This is a genomic window from Allomuricauda sp. MMSF_3307, from assembly GCF_030733585.1.
GTDB lineage: Bacteria > Bacteroidota > Bacteroidia > Flavobacteriales > Flavobacteriaceae > Flagellimonas.
The window spans coordinates 233,588-255,921 of record NZ_JASHIQ010000001.1 but is presented as its reverse complement, the minus strand read 5'-3'; the positions used below and the strand labels follow the sequence as shown (position 1 = coordinate 255,921).

Sequence of the window (22,334 nt, the reverse complement as noted above, 5' to 3'; positions counted from 1 at the left end):
GAATTAAAATTTATATTTAAGGGTTAGCCCAATGTTAACCCCAAGGTTATACTCTCTTATTACAATGTCGCCCAAATCGGTACCTTCTCTTACGAAGGATATGTCCGGGTCTAAAATGTTTTTAGCGGAAAGATTTGCTTCAAAGTGCTCTCCAAAGGAATTTTGCCATACAAAGTTCAGTGTGGGAACTGCCTTTTCAACTATGTTGCCCAAGCTACCGGCTCCTAATGAGAAAATGCGGTCGGAAAAATAGGAGAAGGCCACTGTGGCTTTCGGTTTATAGGTTCCAAATGTGGGACTGTAGTTCAAATCCGCATTAATAATGAATGGAGACGCTCCTTCCAATTGATCTGAGGATCGGTCGAATGAGGTTCCAAAGGTGTTTTCAGTACCGGCAGGGATATCTTTTAAGTCCTGTTCGGTGTGGGTGTAGGCCGCATTCAATCCCATGGAAACAATGGCGTTTTCGTCGCTGTCCATCACAAGATTTTTTCTGGCCTCCAATTCAACCCCGTAAATATCCGCTTGGTCACCCGTCCTAAAATAGCGTTGTGTACCTGTTGCATCGGCTGCAACGACTCGGTTCACAGGGTTCTTGATTGTTTTTGCGAAAGCCGCCAAGGAGATGATTTCCCCTCTTTCCAAGAACCATTCATATTTAAGGTCGTAGTTATAGATATCTGAATAAGTGGCGCCATCACCGTTCAAACCGCCCAAAAGATCAGGGTTACCACCCACCCTTTGGGTTACCGATTCGTAAACAAAGGGAGCAACCTCTTTGAATTCTGGAAAAGAAGCGGTTTTGCTGAATCCAGCCCTTAGGTTCGAATTTTCATTCAGGGCATATTTTACGTTCAAGCTAGGTAAAAAGATGTTTTCGTAAACTTCCCTAAAACCTGGGTCTACGGGACTGATATTGATTACATCGTACTCCACTTTTTGGCTGAAAGATTCGATACGAATACCGGGAACAAGGCTTAGTTTATCTGTTAGGCCTAGCTCTGCCGTGGTATAGAAAGCATGGATTCCCAAATTACCTTTATAAGTGTTCTCTGGTAAACCAGGTCGGTTGGTATTGCCAATTTCATTGGTGATAGGATTAAGAACAATGGTATTCCAAAGTCCTGCACCTGAGGGAATATTAATGTTTTCTACATTAAAAATGGAGTTGAGGTTGTTTACATCGGTTACAGGCGTATTGTCCCTATTTACAATATCATAGCCATAACGGATGCTGCTGAACCTACGTTCTTTCCTCCTTCCATTGTAGCCAAAATTGAACTTAACCTTATCAGAAACCTTATAGCCCAAGTTCATAAAGCTGTTTAGCTCGTTTTCATCTATACTTTGGAAAAAACGTTGGTTATCAAAAGGAATGTTGGTGTAGAATACCGGATTGGTGGTATCGTCGTTGTCCAATGCCAATTGATAGTTTTCCAAGGTGATACGTTTTCTGTCCGGCTCATCTGAAAACACTTTGTTGAAACCAACGCCCCAATCCAATGAAAGTTTATCATCGAACAAATGTTGACCGGTCAATTGGTTTACAAAAATCATATCTTGGTTAAACTGAACGTTCATTACATAAAAGCCTTGGTCCGTGTCCAATATGGCATCACGGTTTCTTCCCTGACCGTTCACGCCATAATAGCCAACCCTGTCGGCGGCGCTATTCACAAATAATGAACTGAACTTCACCTTGTTTTCGGTGTTGATGCGATATGTAACATTTGCTAAAGCTGTGGTGGTCGATTTGTATGCAAACTCTCGAACATCTGGAAAATCTACCTTAAGCACATTGGTAAAGTCCCTAGCAGGTCCTTCCCAAATCTCATAACCATTGGCAAAACTTGCCGCGCCAAAAAAGCTCAATCTGGACTTGTCATCATTGAAGTCGAAGGAATAACCACCCTCAATTGCCCCGTTAATGTTAATAGGGTCCCAGGCAGCTTCAGGGTCTACGCCATGGGAGAGAACTACTGCAAATGGATTGTTGTCATATCTGTTGTAGAAACCAAAATCGCTGGTACCTTCACTCTTTACAAAATCTTCGCCAGCGGCATTGGTGTTGATTCCACTGCCCATAGAAACTTCCAAGTAACCATCTCCAGTGTACTCTTTGGAATCTACATTAACATTTCCTGCGGCGAAATCGCCGTAAAATGTAGGGCTGTATGCTTTGCTAACAGCCACATTTTCAATGATACTGGAACCAAAAAGATCTAAGTTGATGTTCTTTTTTTCCACATCATTGGATGGGAGTGAAAGACCGTTCATGGTGGTGTTCTGGTAACGATCACCAAGGCCTCTCACATATACGTTACTGGACCCTTGTTGTTTTGAAATACCTGAAATCTGGGCCACGGCAGCTGCTGCATCATCAATACCTTTTAAGGTCAATGCTTCTGCACTTATGGCCTCTTGCATCACCAAAGCGTTCTTTTGCTGTAACAAAAGTGCTATTTCCGAATCTTTTCTTGCCGTTGTGGTCACTACCACTTCATCAAGACCTACGCTACTGGCACCAAGACCGGCATTGATTTCGGTTACCTTGCCTGCCTCAACAACAACATTAGGCACTTCCAAGGTTTCATAGCCCAAGAAACTAAATACTAAGGTATAGGTTCCTGGTTCAACATCAGCAATCTGAAAAAGACCGTCAAAGTCGGATGTTGTCCCCTTTGTAGTCCCTTGTATAAGCACGTTGGCAAAGGGTAGAGGTTCGTTGTTAAGTTCCTTGTCCGTAAGTTTTCCTACAATGCTTCCGTTCTGTTGGGCGGATAGCATTAGAGTAAATAAAGAGAAGGCAAATAATAAATATGTTTTCATACTCTACGCTGTCGGTTTAATTTGGGGCAAAGAAACGGGGAGGTTGTAAAAGCGGTGTTAGTTGTATGTTAAGTGTTTATTTCAGTTCTGTTACAATAATGTTACTAGATTAAATGAACGTTAACCGTTTATCCCGTAAGTGTATTATCTTTACATTTGGGCGATTAACACAGAAACCACATCCCATGAAAAACAAGGACATTAAGATTCTGCTAGTAGACGATGAACCTGATATTCTGGAAATTATAAGCTACAACCTCGCAGAGGAAGGTTACGAAGTATTTACTGCCAAGAATGGCGCCGATGGCGTGGCCAAGGCCAAGAAGAAGAATCCGCACCTGATAATTATGGATGTGATGATGCCCGAAATGGATGGAATCGAAGCCTGTGAACAAATTCGTAACACGCCTGGGCTGGAGGATACCATCATTGCCTTTTTGACCGCCCGTGGCGAAGATTACTCCCAAGTGGCGGGGTTTGATGCAGGAGCCGATGACTATATCACCAAGCCCATTAAGCCCAAAGTGCTGGTGAGCAAGGTAAAGGCCTTGTTGCGCAGGTTGAAGGACGATAAAAAGGAAGTAGAGGATATTGTTAAGGTGGGAGAAATCGTCATCAACCGGGAAGAATACAAGATTGTGAACAACGGAGAGGAAATGGTGCTGCCCCGCAAGGAATTTGAGTTGTTGTCGCTATTGACATCCAAACCCAACAAGGTTTTTAAGCGCGAGGTGATTCTGGATAAAGTTTGGGGCAACGAGGTGGTCGTTGGTGGCCGTACCATCGATGTCCATATCCGAAAATTACGCGAAAAAATTGGGGATGACCATTTTAAAACCGTAAAGGGCGTTGGGTATAAGTTTGTGCTCTAATGGCCATAAAACTAAAGAAATCATACAAGTTTGCCTTAAGGTCTTCACTGGCCATCACTCTTTTAATTACCGCTGTTTTTGTTGGCTTCCAATGGGACGCCGGAAGTGTTGACTGGATTCATATCCTCCTTTTTGTTGTATTGTGTTTTGGCATCTGTTTTGGCATCATACAAATACGGGTGGAGCGATTTATTTATCGACGTATCAAAAAGATTTACGACGATGTTTCCCTTTTGGAGTCCTCCTCCTTTTCATCCAAGCCGGTTACCACCGATATGCGAACCTTGGTCCAGGAGATCGAAAAGTTCGCCGAAGGCAAGAAAATTGAAATCGATACCCTAAAAATCCGCGAAGAATACCGAAAGGACTTTTTGGGGAACGTTTCCCATGAACTCAAAACCCCATTATTTACAGTTCAAGGGTATATCCTTACCCTGTTGGATGGAGCGATGAAGGACAAGAAGCTTCGTAAAAAGTATTTGCAGCGGGCCAGTAAAGGGGTCGAACGTTTGATTTATATTGTAAAAGACCTCGATTTGATCACCAAGTTGGAAGCCGGGGAATTAAAATTGGAACGGGAGGATTTCGACATTATAGAGCTCATTCAAAACACCTTTGACCTATTGGAGATGAAAGCCGCCCGAAAGGAAATTTCCCTAACCTTTGATATGGAGTACCCCAACCCCATTTACGTAAACGGTGATCGTGATAAAATACAGCAGGTGATCAGCAATTTGCTGGTCAACTCCATTAAATACGGACTGCCCAAGGGAACTACGGAAGTAAGCGTGGAAAACCTCATAAAAAACAAGGTGATAGTTCGGGTTACGGATAATGGCGGTGGAATTCCCAAACAGCACATACCGCGCCTATTTGAACGCTTTTATCGCGTAGATCAAAGCGGTAGCCGCGCCGAAGGGGGCTCGGGACTTGGACTCTCCATTGTAAAGCACATTGTGGAGGCCCATGGTGAAAAAATCTATGTGGAAAGCGAAGTGGACGTGGGTTCTGAGTTTTCATTTACACTGGAGAAAGCATCAAAAACCCCTGTGGTAGAAAAGACCGAAAACAAGTCCGAATAGTCCGTTTGGGATTCAAATTGCGTCAATCCCTTAAAGTCGGCAATTCTGGATAAATCATTTAAACAGAAGTCCTCTTGACTGCTGAACGGGACCAGACCCTGCTTTTGCATCCGTTTGGCCAAATATTCCTGTTCGTATTGCCCAGGAGTCGGGATAAAAAATGCCTTCTTTTCCAATTTGGCCAGATCCATTACCGTAGTGTAGCCCGATCGGCACAGCACCTGTTTGCTTTGGTTCAGGGCTTCTTCCAGTTCGGCCGACTTCATAAAATTGTAATGGATGATGTTTCCGTTGGGTGTCTTTATCTCCTCCCTCACCTGTTCATCTTCAATTCTTCCCTTTACAAAAAGAATGTTGCCTTCAAAACCCCGTAGTTCATTCAACAGTTTTTCTTCCAGAAAAGTGCGCTGGGGCTCAGGGCCCGATAGCAAAACCATCAAATCATACATCAGGGGAATTTCCTTTTTTTCAAAACGGCTCAAGGGCCCCAAATAGGCAATGTTCAATTTGGATTTTTTTAAATGGCCCAACTTCCCGGTCAAATTGGGTTTGTCCTGTACATCGGGAACCCAGCAAGCATCAAATTTTTTGATGATTTTTTGATGGGCCTTGGAGCTCATCCAAGTAGTATTGCCCGAAAGCACGTTGAGTTGATGCGTGATGAACACACATGGTACTTTTTTATAATAGGCTCCCAAGCGGTTATCGGAAATGATACCATCCAAACCGTGCTCCTTTACCAAACGTTTTACTTCCTTCTTTTCCTTGGCCATGGCCTTGAGGACCTTGGGGGAATCCCAAATCATCTTGATTTTGAAGTTTTTCGCCTTCTCCGCATAAGAAATCTTATAGGAAGGCAATTCAAAAGCGGGCAATTCGGGAAATTCCTTTTTTAATAAGGATAAGGCCACCCCATCCGATGCAATAAAGGGTTGATGGCCATGGGCCAGTAATTCGTGGATAATGGGGATGCACCTAGTGGCATGTCCCAGTCCCCAATTTAATGGAGCGACCAGAATACGTTTGGAACTTTCCATGATCACAAAAAAACAAAATGCGAATTGCTTTTAGATTTCCTTAGTTTTGCCAAATCATTAATTTTTTGCTCAATTCAATACCAAAAAGTGGGAAGTAAGAACAAACTCAAAAGGTTCAAGGAAAACGAAACATTCGCCAATGTGGTGCAGCCCAGTCGCGAAGAGGTCATGGCTGGATTCAAATATAAAGGCAAATGGTCTTCCTTTTTTGGCAATAACAACCCAATAGTTTTGGAGCTGGGCTGCGGCAAAGGAGAATATACGGTGGGTCTTGCGCAAATCAACCCCAACAACAACCATATTGGCATCGATATCAAAGGGGCGCGGTTCTGGCGTGGTGCCAAAACTGCTTTGGAAAAAGAGTTGAACAATGTGGCCTTTTTGCGTTCTCAGATAGAATTGGTGGACCATCTTTTTGGAGAGGGCGAAGTCAGCGAAATTTGGATAACTTTCCCCGACCCACAGATTAAGTACAAACGGACCAAACATCGTATGACGAATCCCGTATTTCTGGAACGGTACAAGAAAATATTGAAACCAGGCGGACTCATCAACCTTAAGACCGATAGCGAATACATGCATGGCTATACCTTGGGACTTTTACAGGGGTTGGGCCATGAAATCCTGTATGCCAACCACGACGTTTATAAAAACGAAGGGGCACCCCCCGAAGTTCTCGGGATTCAAACTTTCTATGAAAATCAGTATCTTGAAAAAGGAAAACCAATTACCTACATCCAATTTAGGATCAACTAACCAATGACCCACGTACTCATTCTCTTTTTTGCCACGTTTTCGGCCGCCTTTATGGCAACGGTGCCGCCGGGTCTGCTCAACATGAACGCAGCCAAGGTGAGCGTGGAGAAAGGAAAACTGAACGGAATCATTTTTAGTTTGGGCGTCTCGAGCACCATAATGGTGCAGGCCTATATCGCAGTTTACATTTCAAAATTTTTATATCGAAACCCAGAAGTGGTCGATGTGCTTTTTAAGATTGCGGTGGCCGTTTTTGCATTTTTTGCCATTTACTTTTTCGTAGTGGCCAAACGGAACAAGGCCAAGGCACAGGCCATCAAGGAAGTGAATCTGAGCAAAAAGAACAGCTTCTTCAAGGGGGTGTTGTTGGCAGCCCTTAATTTATTGACCATTCCCTATTACAGTGGCTTGAATGCCATGTGGAACGAGGCTGGATGGATCAAGTTCGAGGCCAAGGACATCACCACCTTTGTAGTCGCCGCTGGCACAGGTACTTTCTCGGTGCTTTACCTCTATACCTTTTATTTTGACAAATTGGAGACCAAGAACAGTCGCTTTTCGAGGAACTCCAACTACATTTTGAGTGCATTGATGTTGCTCTTGCTCATCATTACCCTGATTCGAATTATGTACCGTTGATCCTATGGCAGAGACAAACTTCTTTGATAAAGTCTACGAAGTGGCCAAACAGATTCCTTATGGCAGGGTAACGTCTTATGGGGCGATCGCCAAATATTTGGGAGCTGCCCGCAGCGCCCGAATGGTAGGTTGGGCGATGAACAATTCGTTGGCAAAGGATGTTCCCGCCCATCGTGTCGTGAATCGAGTGGGGGTGCTCACGGGAAAGCACCATTTTGATGGCACCAACGTAATGCAGCAGCTCCTCGAGAACGAAGGAATCCCGATAGAGGACAATCAAATTGTCGATTTTCAAAAATACTTCTGGGACCCTGCCCAAGAACTTTGATCAATACCCTGGAGGATGCAACTCGTCAAAAGAGGTGTTGTCCTGAAACGCTTTGGCCAACAATAGAATACTTGCTTCGTCATACAAATTGCCCACAAAGGTCATGCTTGTTGGATGGTTTTCATCGTCCAAACCCGTAGGTACCGCAATAACGGGATGTCCCGTTAAATTGGTGGCCAAGAGTTGGTCGTTTCCAAAAGTAGGTGAGATCAACACATCATAACTCTTCATCAAATCCTGCATTTTTTGGATGAGCACCTGTCGCTGGCGGTTCGCCTGAATGTATTCCACAGCGGGAATAAATCGGCTTTGTCTTAGTGAATTTGCGCGGGAACGCTGGTCTTGCTCTACCATGGAATCTACTTCCCCCGAACGGACCAGTTCATCAAAAAAGGCACCAGCTTCCGCTCTTAAAATAATGTCGAAACCCCGATAGGGCACCGCCTCGGGCATTTCCACGGGCGTTGGGTCAATGCCCATTTCCTTAAGCGATTTCAGGGCATTTCTTAGATTGTTGCCGGATTCAGTCGTGTCCTTTTCGATGTCTTTCTGCAGATAGGCGACCCGTAAATTTTTGATGTCTTTGCTCCAATCCACCCCAAACGGAAGGTCCACTGTGGTCAAATCGTTTTTATCCTTTCCCTGAATGGCCTCAAACACAATGGCACAGTCCTCTGCATTTCGGCCCAGAGGCCCAACCTTGTCCATGGACCAGCTTAGGCTCATCACCCCATGGCGACTCACCCTGCCGTAGGTAGGCCGCAGTCCAGTAACCCCGTTCCGTGTGCTGGGCGAGGTAATGGATCCTAAGGTTTCGGTTCCTAATGCGAACGGAACAAGTCCTGCTGAGGTGGCCGAACCCGACCCAGCAGAGGAACCACTGGCTCCTTGGGTGGTGTCCCAAGGATTTTTGGTTTTTCCATCGAACCAAACATCACCGCGGGCCAAAGCCCCCGAAACCAGTTTGGCCACCAGAACGGCCCCTGCATCTTCCAGTTTTTGTATCACCGTTGCTGTTTCATCGATTATTTGGTCCTTGTAAGGAGCCGCGCCCCAAGTGGTGGGATATCCGGGAACCGCCATTAAATCTTTGGTCCCGTAGGGAATACCGTGCAAGATGCCACGATAGTTCCCGTTTTGGATTTCTTCGTCGGCCCGCTTGGCTTGTTCCAGGGCCAAACTATCTGTAATGGTGATGGAACATTGGAGTACGGGCTGGTATTTTTTCAATCGCGCCAAAAAGAATTTTGTGAGTTCCGTTGAGGTTATTTTTTGATGTTTGATGAGTGAGGCTAGCTGAGGTATGGTGTAAAATGCCAATAGATCATAAGGTTCCGGTACCTCCACATGGTCAGGAATGTTCCATTGGGTCCCCTGTTGCTGTTCTGGCATTTGGAAACCAAAGGGAGTAGGGTCAAAACGGACAGCGGGAAACACTCCATTGTCCAACGGATATTTACGAAGGGAATCAAAACCACTTCTATTTCGTTGCAAATAGGGGTAAAGCGTATCGATTTGTTTGTTGGCGAAATGTAAGCCAATGAGTTTTTCCGATTTCTTGACGTCACGCTTGCTAAAGGAATTTTTGTTGGTGGAACAGGAAATCCAGGTCAGGGAAATCAGAAGAAGGAGAATAAGGGGAAATTTGGTTTTGGTTGGCATATGGGTCGATAATTTGAAATAGCGGCTTCTAAACTACATTTTTTCAAAAAAAAGAACATCATTTGGGACTTGTTTTGTGTCCGAAACCTTTTTTAAAAAGAAACTTTGGGTCCATTCTCAGTTTTTTTGAAAATCGGAGGGACAACTTCTTAATCTAAGACCAACATCGTATCTTTGTAGTTTAGAACCAGTTCAAACAATTGGTTTAAAAAATTGCAAATCATGAAGTTGAAAAAAGCAGATATACTCAAGGCATTGGAAAAAATTTCCGCACCGGGCGAAGGCCAAAATTTGGTGGAAAGCGGTTCGGTGACCAATGTTCAGGTGTTTGGCGACGAGGTCGAAGTGGATGTCACTATAAAAAACCCAAGTCTACAGGCAAAAAAGAAGACCGAGGTGGAGATTTTAAAAATTATCCACAGCGAGGTCTATGAAAAAGCCAAAATAAAGGTCAACCTAAAGGTGGACGCCCCTGCCAAGCCCAAGGTAAACCAAATCAAAGGGAAACCCATTCCCGGTATACAGAACATTATTGCCGTTGCATCCGGCAAAGGGGGCGTAGGTAAATCTACGGTTACGGCCAACTTGGCGGTGACCTTGGCCAAAATGGGCTTTAAAGTAGGTTTGTTGGATACGGATATCTACGGACCGTCCATGCCCATTATGTTCGATGTGGCCGCAGAGAAACCTTTGTCCATCAATGTGGATGGAAAGGCCAAAATGAAGCCTATCGAGAACTATGGGGTGAAGCTGCTTTCCATTGGATTTTTTACCCAACCCAACCAAGCGGTGATTTGGAGGGGGCCCATGGCGGCAAAGGCATTGAACCAGATGATTTTTGATGCCCATTGGGGCGAGTTGGATTTTCTTTTGTTGGATTTACCTCCAGGAACAGGGGATATCCATTTGAGCATAATGCAGTCCTTGCCCGTAACAGGGGCAGTGGTGGTAAGTACACCTCAGGAAATCGCTTTGGCGGATGCCCGAAAAGGGGTCGCCATGTTCCAGCAAGAAGCCATCAATGTGCCTGTGTTGGGAATCGTCGAGAATATGGCGTATTTTACACCTGCGGAATTGCCCGATAACAAATATCATATCTTTGGTAAAAATGGGGCCAAGAACCTTTCTGAGGACTTAAATGTCCCATTTTTGGGGGAAATCCCGTTGGTACAGAGTATTCGTGAGGCTGCCGATGTGGGCAGACCGGCTGCCATGCAAATAGCCACCCCTACGGAAGAAGCCTTTGAGGAACTGACCAAAAATGTGGTACAGGAATTGGTGCGAAGGAATACAGACCTTCCCCCTACGGAAGCGATAAAAATTACAACAATGGCCGGTTGTTCCGCTGTTAAAAAGAAGTGAGCATGACAACAATGACATCAGAAGAAACAAGAAGCAATGTAGAGAAGGCGTTGGAAGAAATCCGACCTTTCTTGCAGAGCGATGGTGGAGACATTACATTGATTTCCATCGAAGACAATACCGTGAAGGTTCGATTGGAGGGTAACTGCATTGGCTGCAGTGTCAACCAGATGACCTTGAAGAGTGGCGTGGAAATGACCATTAAAAAATATGCTCCTCAAATCGAAGAAGTCATCAATATTTCCTAACTGATTAAAATCATAAATCTTTTTTGAGGCAAGCAGTAAGTTGCGTGCCGAAACCTCTTGTATATGATCAAAACAGATATTCTGATAATTGGAGCGGGACCTACGGGTCTCTTTGCTGTTTTTGAAGCTGGCCTGTTGCAGCTAAAGTGTCATTTGATTGATGCCTTGCCGCAAGCCGGTGGACAATGCTCGGAAATATATCCCAAAAAGCCCATTTACGATATCCCTGGATTCCCCGAAGTATTGGCAGGCGACTTGGTAGACAATTTGATGGAACAGATCAAGCCCTTTCAGCCTGGTTTTACCTTGGGTGAGCGTGCAGAGACCATCGAAAAATTGGATGATGGCACTTTTGTCGTCACTACCAACAAAGGTACCAAGCACCATGCGCCAGTAGTGGCCATCGCAGGTGGTTTGGGCAGTTTTGAGCCCAGAAAGCCACTGTTGGAAAATCTGGAAAAATATGAAGATAACGGTGTAGCCTATATGATCAGGGAGCCGGAAATCTATCGGGGTAAAAAAGTGTTGATTGCAGGAGGGGGAGATTCCGCCTTGGATTGGTCCATCTTTTTGGCCGATGTTGCCGAAGAAGTCACCTTGGTACACCGCAGGAACGAGTTCCGGGGAGCATTGGATTCCGTAGAGAAGGTACAGCACCTCAAAAATGAAGGCAAAATCAATCTGATTACCCCAGCAGAAGTAGTTGCCCTAAAAGGGGAGGATAGCTTGGAAAAAGTAACCGTACAAAACACCAATACTTCCGAAGAAACCGATATAGCCGTTGATTATTTTATCCCCCTTTTCGGATTGTCCCCAAAATTGGGCCCGATAGCCAATTGGGGATTGGAGATTGAAAAAAATGCCATCAAGGTGGATAACACCTATGATTATCAAACCAATATTCCTGGAATTTACGCCATCGGTGATGTGAATACCTATCCGGGCAAGTTGAAATTGATCCTGTGCGGGTTCCACGAAGCGACCTTGATGTGCCAAAGTGCCTACCAAAAAATCCATCCAGATAAAAAATACGTGATGAAGTATACCACCGTTGGCGGCGTAACCGGTTTCGATGGAAGCAAGAAGGAGGCCCCGAAAGCTGTGGTGAAAGCAATCGACTAAGTATAAGTGCAATTTTAAATAGATAGCGGAACTGTATTCAAAGGTTCTCGACGAGGTATGAGCGATATCAAATTAAAAATAATTGACCGGGAAGGTGTTGCACACGAAGTGGATGCCCCTACCGATATGAACATGAACCTCATGGAAGTGGTTCGTTCGTACGAATTGGCTCCAGAAGGAACCATCGGTATTTGTGGTGGTATGGCCATGTGCGCCTCATGCCAGTGTTATATTCAGTCGGACCATCAGCTCCCTGAAAAGTCCGATGACGAAGAAGCCATGTTGGCCGAAGCCTTTTTTGTAAAGGACAACAGTCGTCTGGGTTGTCAAATCCACATTACCGAGGATTTGGACGGTCTGGAGGTAGAACTGGCTCCCGAAGAGGTTTAGAAATTTTTGATAGTTTTTTGGTTTTTCCACGACTATTTCAACAAAAGATTTTGTTAAATTTTACGTTTGATTAAATACTATTGTATATTTTTAATTTTAAGTAAGTAGATTATGCATTATTTTGAGAAATTTCCAGAGAAGTTAAGTTTAGCATACAGTTTGCTAGCAGGAACTTTATTTTCTCAATTTAAGAGAGAAGACCCGATTATTAGCTATGAAGCTCAAGGTGTTCTGCAGAATCCCGCTGACAAACTTCTAATTGACGATACAGTTCAGGAGTTAAAGAAAGATTCTTCCATAAAAAAGAAGAAAATAAAACTTTCTAATGATAAAGAGATTGTCATAACTATATACTAATAAAGTTATTAAAGGTGTGATTAATGGAATTTAATATTGCCCTTCACACTGTTTTTTATGTTTCCATATTTATAATTCCGGGTTTCCTTTTAAGAAGGTTCTATTTTACTGGAGAGTTTAACAAGGAATTCTCTCAAGGTAATTTAATGGAAAGATTCATTTGGACCATTTTCGGAAGTATAATGGTTTTGTTGACGAGTTCATTTTTCTTTTTTCTCCTCCGCACTATTTCCGGCAAAAAATTATTATCAGCAATATCATATTCTGCTGTAAAGGAAATCTTCGATTTGTTATCTAATAATGAAATTCCTGAGGCAAGTAAATTTTTTCTAGTTTATAAAGACTTTTTAATACTAATACTGGGGATTTACATCGCGGCAATAATTTTAGGAATTGTACTAAGAAAAGCTGCTTTGACAAGCTTTTTCAAATCACTATTCCCAGTATTGAAGTACAAGAATTATTGGTATTATTTCTTGCGAGGAAAGGTAAAATTAGCTCCCAAAGAATCGGGTATGGTATACTGGTATACGGATGCTGATATATTAGTAGACCAAAATGGGAAAGCTAAGATGTATAGCGGTAAAATTTCTGATTATTTCATTAATTCTGAAACAAACGAGCTGGAAAGTATCTTTTTAGAGGACACTAACAGGTATAAGTTTAATGATGATGGAGATTATGAATTAGTTCCGATACCTGGTCATACATTTTATATTCCATTTAATCGGATGTTGAATATGAATTTGACCTATGTAAATCGCGAAAAAAATCAATCTTGGATAAGGAATGCAGTATGGTGGTTTATAGAAATATCATATTATGGTTTGATTTTTATATTGGTGTCAATTTTCTTTCTTGAAGATCTTCCTTTGATAAAATTGAATTCAATTCTTGACAAAATCGGATTTTATATTAATACGTGGGTTCTTCTTGCAATTTTAAAGGCTATATTTCAAAACTTGGTTTCCCCTATTGAACTAAGTAAAAGTAATGCAACCTTGACTACAAATATAATAGGGGTAGTGGTGTCATTAATTCAATACTTATGGGTTTTTGATTTTTATGGATTTTTTCCTGTTCTCGGTTTTACCGTAATTGTTTTTTTCATTTTAGTAGTTAAGTTTGTTAAGGTTGAGAAAGTTGAAGGGAATCTAGATGAATCGAACGAGTAATCAAATCCTCGCTTGGTACGTAAAGAGATTGTAATATCTTCCTTCGGAAGCAATCAATGTTTCGTGGGTACCCTGTTCCAAGATATGGCCGTTTTCAATCACCAAAATTTGGTCCGCTTTGCGGATGGTGCTCAGTCGGTGCGCAATCACAAAGGTGGTTCTACCCTTGGTAAGTTCGCCCAAACTTTTTTGGATCAAGGCTTCGGATTCCGTATCTAAACTTGAGGTAGCCTCGTCCAAGACCAATATTTTTGGGTCGGCCAATATGGCCCGCGCAATGGCAATCCGTTGGCGCTGACCTCCAGATAGCTTTACCCCACGTTCCCCAATCAGGGTGTCCAATCCTTTATCAAATCTGTCGGTAAATTCATCCACGTAAGCCGCTTTTACCGCTTCCATCAATTTTTCCTCACTGGCATTGGGCCTGGGAAACAAAATGTTCTCCCGAATAGTGCCCTCAAACAAAAAATCATCCTGTAATACCACCCCTAAATGTTGGCGAAAACTGTTTAGGTTTACTTTGGACAAATCGTGCCCATCAATGGTGATGATACCCGAATCAGGATTAAGGAAACTGGCCGCCAAGCCTGCAATGGTGGATTTACCTGAGCCGGAACTACCGACCAAGGCAATCACTTGGCCTGGGGCAACGTCAAAACTGATGCCGTGCAACACTTCTTTATCCGCTTCATAAGAAAAGCGTACATCGGAGAAAGACATTCGTCCTTCAACATGATCTAATAGTATGGTGCGGTTTTCCTTATCGGACTCCTCTTCCAGGTTCATCAGTTCTTCGGTACGGTCCAAGCCTGCCAAGGCTTCCGTAAGTTGACTTCCCACACTGCTCATTTGTACGATGGGGGCGATCATCAAACCTAACAGCACCGTAAATTCCACAAATTCACCTACGGTGAGCGTATCCTGTATGATTTTATAGCCGCCAAAACCCATGACACTGGTGGTTGCCACACCCAATAAAAAGGTAGACGAACTCGTCATAAAGGCGGTGGTGGTTAAGCTCTTTTTTACGTTTTCATACAGGCGTTCCACCCCGACTTCAAATACTTCTTCTTCCTGCTTTTCCGCGTTGAACCCTTTAATGACACGGATTCCACCCAAGGTTTCTGTCAATCTACCTTTGACTTCGGCATTGATTTTCCCACGATTCCTGAAAATGGGCCGAATGATTTTAAAAGCCTTTAATGCGATAATGGCGAAAATGGTCAATGGGATAAAGGTGAACAAGGTCATGAATACACTGATGTCCATAAGCAGGATAAGGGAAACCACGGCCGTAATGATGCCTCCCACCAGTTGTACCAAACCCGTGCCGATGAGGTTCCGTACACCTTCCACATCGGACATGATTCGAGAAACGAGCGCTCCTGATTTTGCATTGTCAAAGAATCGGACAGGCAGGGCCAACACCTTTTTCTGTACCTGTGCTCGAAGCTCGGAAATCAGATACTGTGCCTGCACGCTCAAAATTTTGGTCAACAAAAATGAAGTGACCGCCTGGACAAAAATGGCGAACATCACCCCGGCCACCAGATACTTCAGCATGTCCACATCCTTGTTCACGATAACATCATCAATGAGGTGTTTGGATGCAATTGGAGCCACAAAACTGGCTGCCTTGCTAATGGCGATGAGCAAAAGACCAAGAAGCACCAATTTGCGTTTGGGCCAAATAATGGTTTTAAATGCGGTGAGGATACTTACTTTTTTGTTGGACATAGCAGCTTTTAGAAAGAGGGTGCAAGTTACGGCAAATTGGGAGGGATGCCGAATCTTGATTTTTTTAATCGTGTAAAAGCCTACAAATGTTATATTTAGGCATCTAAATTAGACCACTAACGATGCCCAAATCACTACATCTGATCCTATTGTTTTTAATGAGCTCCTTGTCTTATGCGCAAGGAACGTACCCTACTTTAACCGAAATCGTAACAGATAAAGCCCAGATTTTTACCCCGTCCGAATTGGAAGAGCTTCGCACAAAACTCTATCAATTTGAATCGGAAACCAGCAACCAATTGGTGATTTTGACCATAGATGCATTGGGCAACGAAACCATTGAGGGGTATGCGTTTGAAGTGTTCAACCAAAACAAATTGGGACAGGAGGGCAAGGACAATGGTATTTTGATCCTTTTCTCCAAACTGGACCGGGAAGTTCGGATTGAGGTGGGTTACGGATTGGAATCCTACATCACGGATGCGGTTGCCTCCCGAATCATCCGCAATACCATGATACCGAAATTCAAAGAGGAAGATTATTATGGTGGACTGGATCTGGCCACCGATCAAATCATTGATTTTTTAAAACACCCGGAAGCGTTGGAGGAATTTAAGGCAGAAATCGCCGAGGAGGAGGAAATGCCATGGTGGTTATTGGGATTGATAAGCCTGTTCTTGTTGATGTTCGTCGCCGCTGGCGCATTTGTTTTTTATAAGGGTTATTCCACTTTAATTGAAATTTTGCGGGGCATATTCACCGGAAAGTTGGCCGTGGTTCGAGGCATTTTTATGGCCATTTTCATGTCGTTTCCCATGGTTTTTGGACTTGTTTTTATGGGGATGCCTATATTTTTTATGGCAATGATCTTGGGATTTGAAGAGGTGCTTCTCGAAAATGGGGTAAGTATTGGGATTTTGGTACTTTCCGGACTATTGGCTTTTGGGGTTTTGACCATTATATTGGTGATTCTAAAAATCAAGAGAAAAGGAGACGAAGGGTTTAAACTTTCCCTGTTGAAATCGGATAAAGCCTATATGAAAAAAACCTTTTCATCATCTGGAACCCATTCTTTCGGTTCCAGTTCTGGGGGAAGAAGCTCATCCCGCAGTTTTTCTGGAGGTGGCGGCAGTTCTGGAGGTGGTGGGGCCAGTGGAAGTTGGTAATTGTGGTTTAATTTCTGTATTTTCCAACAACTAAATTTAACATCATCAATTATTATGGCTAATTCATTTTTGATTTTCATTTTAGGGTTTATAGTTGGAATGGTGGTTCTTTTTGCAATCTTTAAAAAGAAAAAATAAAAGTGGTCTTATCAAATTGAACCATTAATACCTTTTCAAACTAACTTATGAGAAACTTACTATTCGCCGCCACCCTGATATTTATGTCCTGTTCCCCATCCTCTCAAACCGAAGTGGAACAATGGGAGGCCCAAGCTGAGAGCATCACCATTATCCGGGATGACTTTGGCGTTCCCCACATTTATGGAAAAACAGATGCCGATGCGGTTTTTGGCTTGTTGTATGCCCAATGCGAAGATGATTTTAACCGGGTGGAACAAAACTATATTTGGGCCACAGGACGATTGGCCGAAGTGGAAGGCGAGGATGCCCTCTACAGCGACCTTCGGGCAAAAATGTTTATGACCGAAGAAGAGGCCAAGGCAAATTATGAAAATAGTCCCGAGTGGCTCAAGGAGCTGTGCGATGCCTTTGCCGACGGAATCAATTACTACCTACACACCCATCCTGAGGTGAAACCAAAACTGCTGACCCGTTTTGAGCCATGGATGCCGATGTATTTTAGCGAAGGCTCTATAGGAGGGGATATTGAACGTATTTCCACACGAAAAATCAAAAGTTTTTATGAAAGTGGGATGGAACTACCCGAGATGGAGGCCCTGCAACTCAAAAAGGAAGCTGAAATGGAAGAACCTCAAGGGTCTAACGGAATCGCCATTTCCGGTGATTTGACCGAATCCGGTAATGCCATGCTCTTGATCAATCCCCATACCTCCTTTTATTTTAGGGGCGAAGTTCATGTGGTGAGCGAAGAGGGATTGAACGCCTACGGAGCTGTAACATGGGGGCAGTTTTTTGTGTATCAGGGCTTCAATGAAAAGACCGGTTGGATGCATACCTCTACCTATACCGATGTAATGGACGAGTTTAAGGAGACCATTGTAAAGAACGATGGCAAGCTATTCTATCAATATGGGGAAGAATTACGACCTGTGGATTCCACAAGCGTCACCCTAAAATATAAGGAAGGGGAGGGCATGAAAGAAAGAACGTTCCCCATGTACCGAACCCATCACGGACCGATTACACATCAAGTGGATGACCAATGGACTGCCTCCGCAATGATGTGGGAACCGGTCAAGGCGTTGGAACAGTCCTATATCCGAACCAAGCAGGACGGTTATGAAGGTTTTCGCAACATGATGGATATACGGACCAATTCTTCCAATAATACGGTTTATGCGGATGCCGAAGGCAATATTGCCTATTTCCATGGGAATTTTGTGCCCAAGCGCGATACCTTTTTTGATTACACTGAGCCTGTGGATGGCAGCAATCCCAAAACAGATTGGCAAGGATTGCATACGGTGGATGAAAATATCTTGGTATTGAATCCCGAAAATGGTTGGATTCAAAATTGTAATTCTACCCCTTATACTTCTGCATTGGAGTACAGTCCCAAGCGGGAGGACTATCCCAATTACATGTCCCGGGACCAAGAAAATTTTAGGGGTATCCATGCCATTCAACTTTTAACAGGAAGAAGCGGATACACTTTGGACAGTTTGATTGAGCTCGCCCACGACCCCTATTTGCCAGCCTTTGAAGCATTGATTCCGGGTTTGGTCAGGGCGTATGACAATAATCCGGACCCAGCATTACAGGAAGCTATCGACATACTTCGGAATTGGGAATATACCACATCCAAAGAATCTATTGCGATGACATTGGCGCACTATTATGGAACCCTTTGTTATGCGAAGGCGGAAAGGCCTGAAGGGATGTATTCCATGGAATTGGTGGAATATTGGGGAGATACATGGGACGACGATAAAAAGCTTGCCTTCCTCAAAGAGACCTTGGGTATTTTGGAGTCCGATTTTGGAACTTGGAAAATGCCCTGGGGCGAGGTCAATCGTTATCAACGTTTAAATGGTGATATCCGTCAACCTTTTGATGATGCCAAACCCAGCATTCCCATTGGTTTTGCCAGTGGTACTTGGGGGGCATTGGCTGCCTATGGTGCCCGATATGATAACAATACTAAAAAAATCTACGGTACTCGAGGCAATAGCTTCGTAGCGGCGGTGGAGTTTGGCGATAAAGTTAAGGCGAAGACCATTTTGGCCGGTGGACAGAGCGGCGACCCGGATTCGCCACATTTTAACGATCAGGCACAGCGCTATGCGGATATGGAATTCAAAGATGCCGCTTATTACAAAGAAGATGTGCTCAAACGTGCAAAAGAGACCTATTCGCCCGGTAAAAGGTAAGATAAGGGTTTAGTTGTTCTTTTCGATGCCAGTGTCCTCTTCCTTAACGATGATGAGACTGGCCTTTGAACCTGTGGAGAGGTTCCAGCGGTTGTTATGGATAACCACGCCCTTGTCGTCGGTGACTACCACCTGTGCGGTATTCGGTCCGGAAGAACCTTGGTTCAAGGCTTCGAACTCTACACGGTTAAAACCCTCCACTAAATCCAGATTGAGCCCTTTGAAAGAACCATCGAGTAGCAGATTGTACTCTACAACTTCACCATTGACATATATTTTTATTCGGTCACCATCCACATATTCGTGGTCGCGGGCCACAATGCCCACAAACTTGGCTTTGGTGGTGAAATCTCCCAAATATTGGTCTCCAAAATATTCGTTGGAGCCTTTTTCCTTTTTTTCTTTGATCTTTGGGTCGATGACCATGTCGTGACCTGCCTGAACCAGTTGCCTGTCTGGCAACATTTGAACTCCGGGCTTCTCATTCTTGGAGGTAAGGCTCTCGTCCAGTACGGAAGGCATTCTTAGCAAGGTGCCTTGGTTGCTGGTTTTGACATCGAGCTTATTATTATCGCCAATTTTTAAGGGCCGGGTTGTGGGAATGTCACCTTGCGCATGCATGGGCATGGCAAACAAAAGAACCCCTAACAAAGCAAATACACTCTTTTTCATGGCAACTAAGGCAATAGTCTAATTATAAAATTAGCAAATACCTTGCCACCAATTGTATAAATTGACGTTAAATCGTTAAGCTGTAGTCTTTTTTGGCGTGCTTTCTCTTTTTAAGTCCAAAAAGTGGGTGTAGAACGGGTATCCGAAGGATAATCAAGTCGTAAATGAGCCAACTCAGTCCAAAGGTACCTGCAACAAGGATCAACGCCTTGGGGGCAAGTCCCCAATCCAAATCCATTACAAGATAGCCGATGCAGACCGTGATGGTTTGGTGCAATATGTAGAATGGGTATACGGCCCTGTTGGCATAGGCAAGTCCAGTGCTCGGCTTGTTGAGGTACTGGGCGGCGTAGGCAAATAGCACCAAGATCCACGACCAGATATTCACCACTTTCAGAAGGGCCTCGGTAAAGTGAATCACATAACCGTCTTCAAAAAATAACCAGATGATGGCCTGACCCGCAAAACCTACGATACCTAAAAGAAGGGCTTTTTTCTTCATCCTGCCCAAGGTATTCCAAAAGATATCTCCCGTAGCGACCAGAACAAAGCCGTAAAAAAACAGAATGATGCTGAATATAAAATTAAACCAGTCATCCACCAAAGCATGGGTAATGGGAAAAAATGGTTCTACCAAGGATTCCACCAAATAAAGCGGAATCACGAATAGGTAAATGCCCCATGATTTTTGGATGATGTTTTTAACCCATTCCACGAATTTTGTGCTGTGGTTCCTCAAATAGACGAAAAGCGGGGCCAAGACCCACGAGAAAACCAGCAAATACGGCAAAAACCACAGGTGATGCCAACTTAAATTTCCTTCGGGATACACCCCATCAAAAGCAATTGTTGAAAAGAATGCCCAATAGGAACCCGTAAACTGTCCCTCCGCCAAGCGTTCCACGTACACTTGAGGGGGCACAATAAGCAACATACCTACCACCAAAGGAATCCCCAAGCGCAGAAATCGTTCCCACATAAATTTTCCCATCCCGCGTTTGCCCAGGGCATAAAACGTACCCATTCCGGATATCACGAAAAGTATGGGCAATCGCCATTGGTTTAAAAACAGCATGGGCCAGCGCAGCCAATCGTAAATAATGTTGTTTTTTACATGCCATCCCCAGGGGACAAAGAACATCCCCACGTGGTAAAAAATAAGTAATCCGAATACAATCACCCGAAGCCAATCCAAATCGTAACGTCTAATGCTGGAATCCATTGCTAAAATTTTTTCCAAAGATGTGTAGCATAGGGGAAACCACATATTTTTTGGAGCTCGTAAATGTCCTGAATTGCAATTCTGGAGGAATTAAGTTCTATTTTCCTTCATGTAAGCGGAAGGGGATTGGCCTGTATGTTTCTTGAAAGCACTGTAAAAGGCTGATTTGGACCTGAACCCGACCGATTCACCAATGGCCTCAACCGTGAGCTGCTGAAATTCTGGATGGAATAACCTCGCTTGTGCAAGTGCAATACGTTTTTGGTTGATGTAATCGTTGAAGTTGTTGCCCGTTTCGGAGTTGATCAATCTGGAGATGGTATTGCTATTGGTATCCAGCTGCTCGGATATTTTTTTTAAGCTGATATCCTGATGGGTGTAATATTGGGAATCTTCGATAAATGCTTCAAGGGTACTAAATTGAACGGAAGTGCCCGACAAGGTCTCATACTTATCGGCAATCCAAGATTTTTCAAAAAAGCGCGATTCGGAAAGTATGAAATAAGAGGTGATAAATATAGTGGCAGTTTGTATGATTCCGATGATATGATCACCACCGTCATCATCAAAATTGAGATAAATAATAAATATAGTGAGTAGGATCACTAAGAAAAAAATAACCGTGTTTCTTGAAAACATGTACTTGTCCACTTTAATGTTTTTGGCCTTGGTCCATCCCCTTTTTCGGGACTTTAGCACTAACATAAGAGACAAAATCAGATAAAATGCAAAGCTGATTAGGACCAACCATCGAAATTGGTCTTTAATATGGTGGTATGAGTAGTTCATAGTGCCCGGGACTTCCAAAAAGCCTAAATCACTATGGTAAGCTCCGAGATAGGCATTGATTTTTACTTCGATGGGACTGGTGTAGAAGTTCACTTGTGAAATGATGTAGAGCAATGGGAGTATAAAATGGGGCCAATGCTGTTTTAGGCCAATGGGCTTCCGTTCCAATAGGGCAAACAAGAAAAAGTATAAGGTTGGAGCAATCAAGAGCACCAGAAACTCGGTTGAATCGTTCAAGTGCATCGTGTATTTCATCAAACCGGTGTAGCAAAGGTAGATGTCCAAAAATACGAGGCACTGCACCAAAAGGGACCAACCAAAGAAAATGATGGCCGAATCGCGTTTTGCCCTTAAAAAGATGACCAAGGCCAAGAAAACCCCCTGTACTATGCCCAAGAGCATGATGTGCGATGCAAGGTCGTACCGGATGGGGATTTGATCTAATATGGCCGTTACATCATTCATTTATGGGGTATAAGTTGTATCTTGAAAGCAAGTAAAAATGAAAATTACCATTCTTTTTTAAATCAACCTGACA

At 43.6% G+C, this 22,334-nt stretch carries 20 protein-coding genes; 13 read left to right on the top strand and 7 right to left on the bottom strand.

The features are described from left to right. Positions 1 to 3: 3 nt before the first annotated feature. On the bottom strand, positions 4 to 2,829 hold the full coding sequence (locus tag RBB12_RS01050) for a TonB-dependent receptor (RefSeq protein WP_306012453.1): 2,826 nt from the start codon (positions 2,827 to 2,829) through the stop codon (positions 4 to 6). Positions 2,830 to 3,014: 185 nt separating this feature from the next. On the opposite strand from RBB12_RS01050, the gene RBB12_RS01045 reads away from it, so the two are divergent. Together RBB12_RS01045 and RBB12_RS01040 are read left to right on the top strand one after the other, a co-directional pair. Further along, positions 3,015 to 3,701, top strand: coding sequence for a response regulator transcription factor (locus tag RBB12_RS01045; protein ID WP_179382952.1), 687 nt, complete (start codon positions 3,015 to 3,017; stop codon positions 3,699 to 3,701). Continuing rightward, positions 3,701 to 4,783 carry a cell wall metabolism sensor histidine kinase WalK gene (locus RBB12_RS01040; protein WP_179382951.1) on the top strand — a complete coding sequence of 361 codons (1,083 nt, stop codon included), beginning with the start codon at positions 3,701 to 3,703 and terminating at the stop codon, positions 4,781 to 4,783. The genes RBB12_RS01045 and RBB12_RS01040 overlap by 1 nt, the downstream gene beginning before the upstream one ends. Here the strand turns inward: RBB12_RS01040 and RBB12_RS01035 are convergent. Continuing rightward, positions 4,681 to 5,820: a glycosyltransferase gene (locus tag RBB12_RS01035; protein WP_306012452.1), complete on the bottom strand. Its 1,140-nt coding sequence runs from the start codon at positions 5,818 to 5,820 to the stop codon at positions 4,681 to 4,683. The two genes, RBB12_RS01040 and RBB12_RS01035, sit on opposite strands and share 103 nt — an antisense overlap. An 87-nt stretch (positions 5,821 to 5,907) precedes the next feature. On the opposite strand from RBB12_RS01035, the gene trmB reads away from it, so the two are divergent. From trmB to RBB12_RS01020, 3 genes are read left to right on the top strand one after another with little or no spacing between them, the layout of a single operon-like run. Further along, entirely contained in the window at positions 5,908 to 6,576 is a 669-nt protein-coding gene (trmB, locus tag RBB12_RS01030; RefSeq protein ID WP_306012451.1) for a tRNA (guanosine(46)-N7)-methyltransferase TrmB, read from the top strand. A gap of 3 nt (positions 6,577 to 6,579) precedes the next feature. Next, entirely contained in the window at positions 6,580 to 7,215 is a 636-nt protein-coding gene (locus RBB12_RS01025) for a LysE family transporter (RefSeq protein ID WP_179382948.1), read from the top strand. Positions 7,216 to 7,219: 4 nt separating this feature from the next. Further along, the gene (locus RBB12_RS01020) at positions 7,220 to 7,543 is read left to right on the top strand and encodes an MGMT family protein (protein WP_306012450.1); all 324 of its coding nucleotides are present in this window, start codon (positions 7,220 to 7,222) and stop codon (positions 7,541 to 7,543) included. Here the strand turns inward: RBB12_RS01020 and RBB12_RS01015 are convergent, their stop codons facing one another. After that, positions 7,544 to 9,205 carry an amidase gene (locus tag RBB12_RS01015; protein WP_306012449.1) on the bottom strand — a complete coding sequence of 554 codons (1,662 nt, stop codon included), beginning with the start codon at positions 9,203 to 9,205 and terminating at the stop codon, positions 7,544 to 7,546. Between the two features lie 222 nt (positions 9,206 to 9,427). On the opposite strand from RBB12_RS01015, the gene RBB12_RS01010 reads away from it, so the two are divergent. From RBB12_RS01010 to RBB12_RS00985, 6 genes are all read left to right on the top strand, one after another. Then, complete coding sequence (locus RBB12_RS01010) at positions 9,428 to 10,567, top strand: Mrp/NBP35 family ATP-binding protein (RefSeq protein ID WP_306012448.1); 1,140 nt, start codon at positions 9,428 to 9,430, stop codon at positions 10,565 to 10,567. An 11-nt stretch (positions 10,568 to 10,578) separates the two neighbouring features. Then, positions 10,579 to 10,815: a NifU family protein gene (locus RBB12_RS01005; protein ID WP_108246045.1), complete on the top strand. Its 237-nt coding sequence runs from the start codon at positions 10,579 to 10,581 to the stop codon at positions 10,813 to 10,815. 63 nt (positions 10,816 to 10,878) lie between these two features. Then, positions 10,879 to 11,937, top strand: a complete 1,059-nt coding sequence (locus RBB12_RS01000; RefSeq protein WP_306012447.1) for an NAD(P)/FAD-dependent oxidoreductase — start codon at positions 10,879 to 10,881, stop codon at positions 11,935 to 11,937. Positions 11,938 to 11,994: 57 nt separating this feature from the next. Further along, positions 11,995 to 12,327: a 2Fe-2S iron-sulfur cluster-binding protein gene (locus RBB12_RS00995; RefSeq protein ID WP_306012446.1), complete on the top strand. Its 333-nt coding sequence runs from the start codon at positions 11,995 to 11,997 to the stop codon at positions 12,325 to 12,327. 111 nt (positions 12,328 to 12,438) lie between these two features. Then, the gene (locus RBB12_RS00990) at positions 12,439 to 12,684 is read left to right on the top strand and encodes a hypothetical protein (protein ID WP_306012445.1); all 246 of its coding nucleotides are present in this window, start codon (positions 12,439 to 12,441) and stop codon (positions 12,682 to 12,684) included. 23 nt (positions 12,685 to 12,707) lie between these two features. After that, the gene (locus RBB12_RS00985) at positions 12,708 to 13,859 is read left to right on the top strand and encodes a hypothetical protein (protein ID WP_306012444.1); all 1,152 of its coding nucleotides are present in this window, start codon (positions 12,708 to 12,710) and stop codon (positions 13,857 to 13,859) included. On the opposite strand, the gene RBB12_RS00980 is transcribed toward RBB12_RS00985, so the two are convergent. Further along, the gene (locus RBB12_RS00980; RefSeq protein WP_306012443.1) at positions 13,860 to 15,596 is read right to left on the bottom strand and encodes an ABC transporter ATP-binding protein; all 1,737 of its coding nucleotides are present in this window, start codon (positions 15,594 to 15,596) and stop codon (positions 13,860 to 13,862) included. A 122-nt stretch (positions 15,597 to 15,718) separates the two neighbouring features. On the opposite strand from RBB12_RS00980, the gene RBB12_RS00975 reads away from it, so the two are divergent. Further along, positions 15,719 to 16,762, top strand: a complete 1,044-nt coding sequence (locus RBB12_RS00975) for a YgcG family protein (RefSeq protein WP_306012442.1) — start codon at positions 15,719 to 15,721, stop codon at positions 16,760 to 16,762. Between the two features lie 185 nt (positions 16,763 to 16,947). Continuing rightward, on the top strand, positions 16,948 to 19,113 hold the full coding sequence (locus RBB12_RS00970) for an acylase (RefSeq protein WP_306012441.1): 2,166 nt from the start codon (positions 16,948 to 16,950) through the stop codon (positions 19,111 to 19,113). A 9-nt stretch (positions 19,114 to 19,122) separates the two neighbouring features. On the opposite strand, the gene RBB12_RS00965 is transcribed toward RBB12_RS00970, so the two are convergent. The 3 genes from RBB12_RS00965 to RBB12_RS00955 form a co-directional block, all read right to left on the bottom strand. Then, on the bottom strand, positions 19,123 to 19,785 hold the full coding sequence (locus RBB12_RS00965) for a hypothetical protein (protein ID WP_179382939.1): 663 nt from the start codon (positions 19,783 to 19,785) through the stop codon (positions 19,123 to 19,125). A gap of 67 nt (positions 19,786 to 19,852) precedes the next feature. After that, complete coding sequence (locus RBB12_RS00960; RefSeq protein WP_306012440.1) at positions 19,853 to 21,007, bottom strand: acyltransferase family protein; 1,155 nt, start codon at positions 21,005 to 21,007, stop codon at positions 19,853 to 19,855. Between the two features lie 90 nt (positions 21,008 to 21,097). After that, positions 21,098 to 22,261: an AraC family transcriptional regulator gene (locus RBB12_RS00955; protein ID WP_306012439.1), complete on the bottom strand. Its 1,164-nt coding sequence runs from the start codon at positions 22,259 to 22,261 to the stop codon at positions 21,098 to 21,100. Between the last annotated feature and the right edge of the window lie 73 nt (positions 22,262 to 22,334).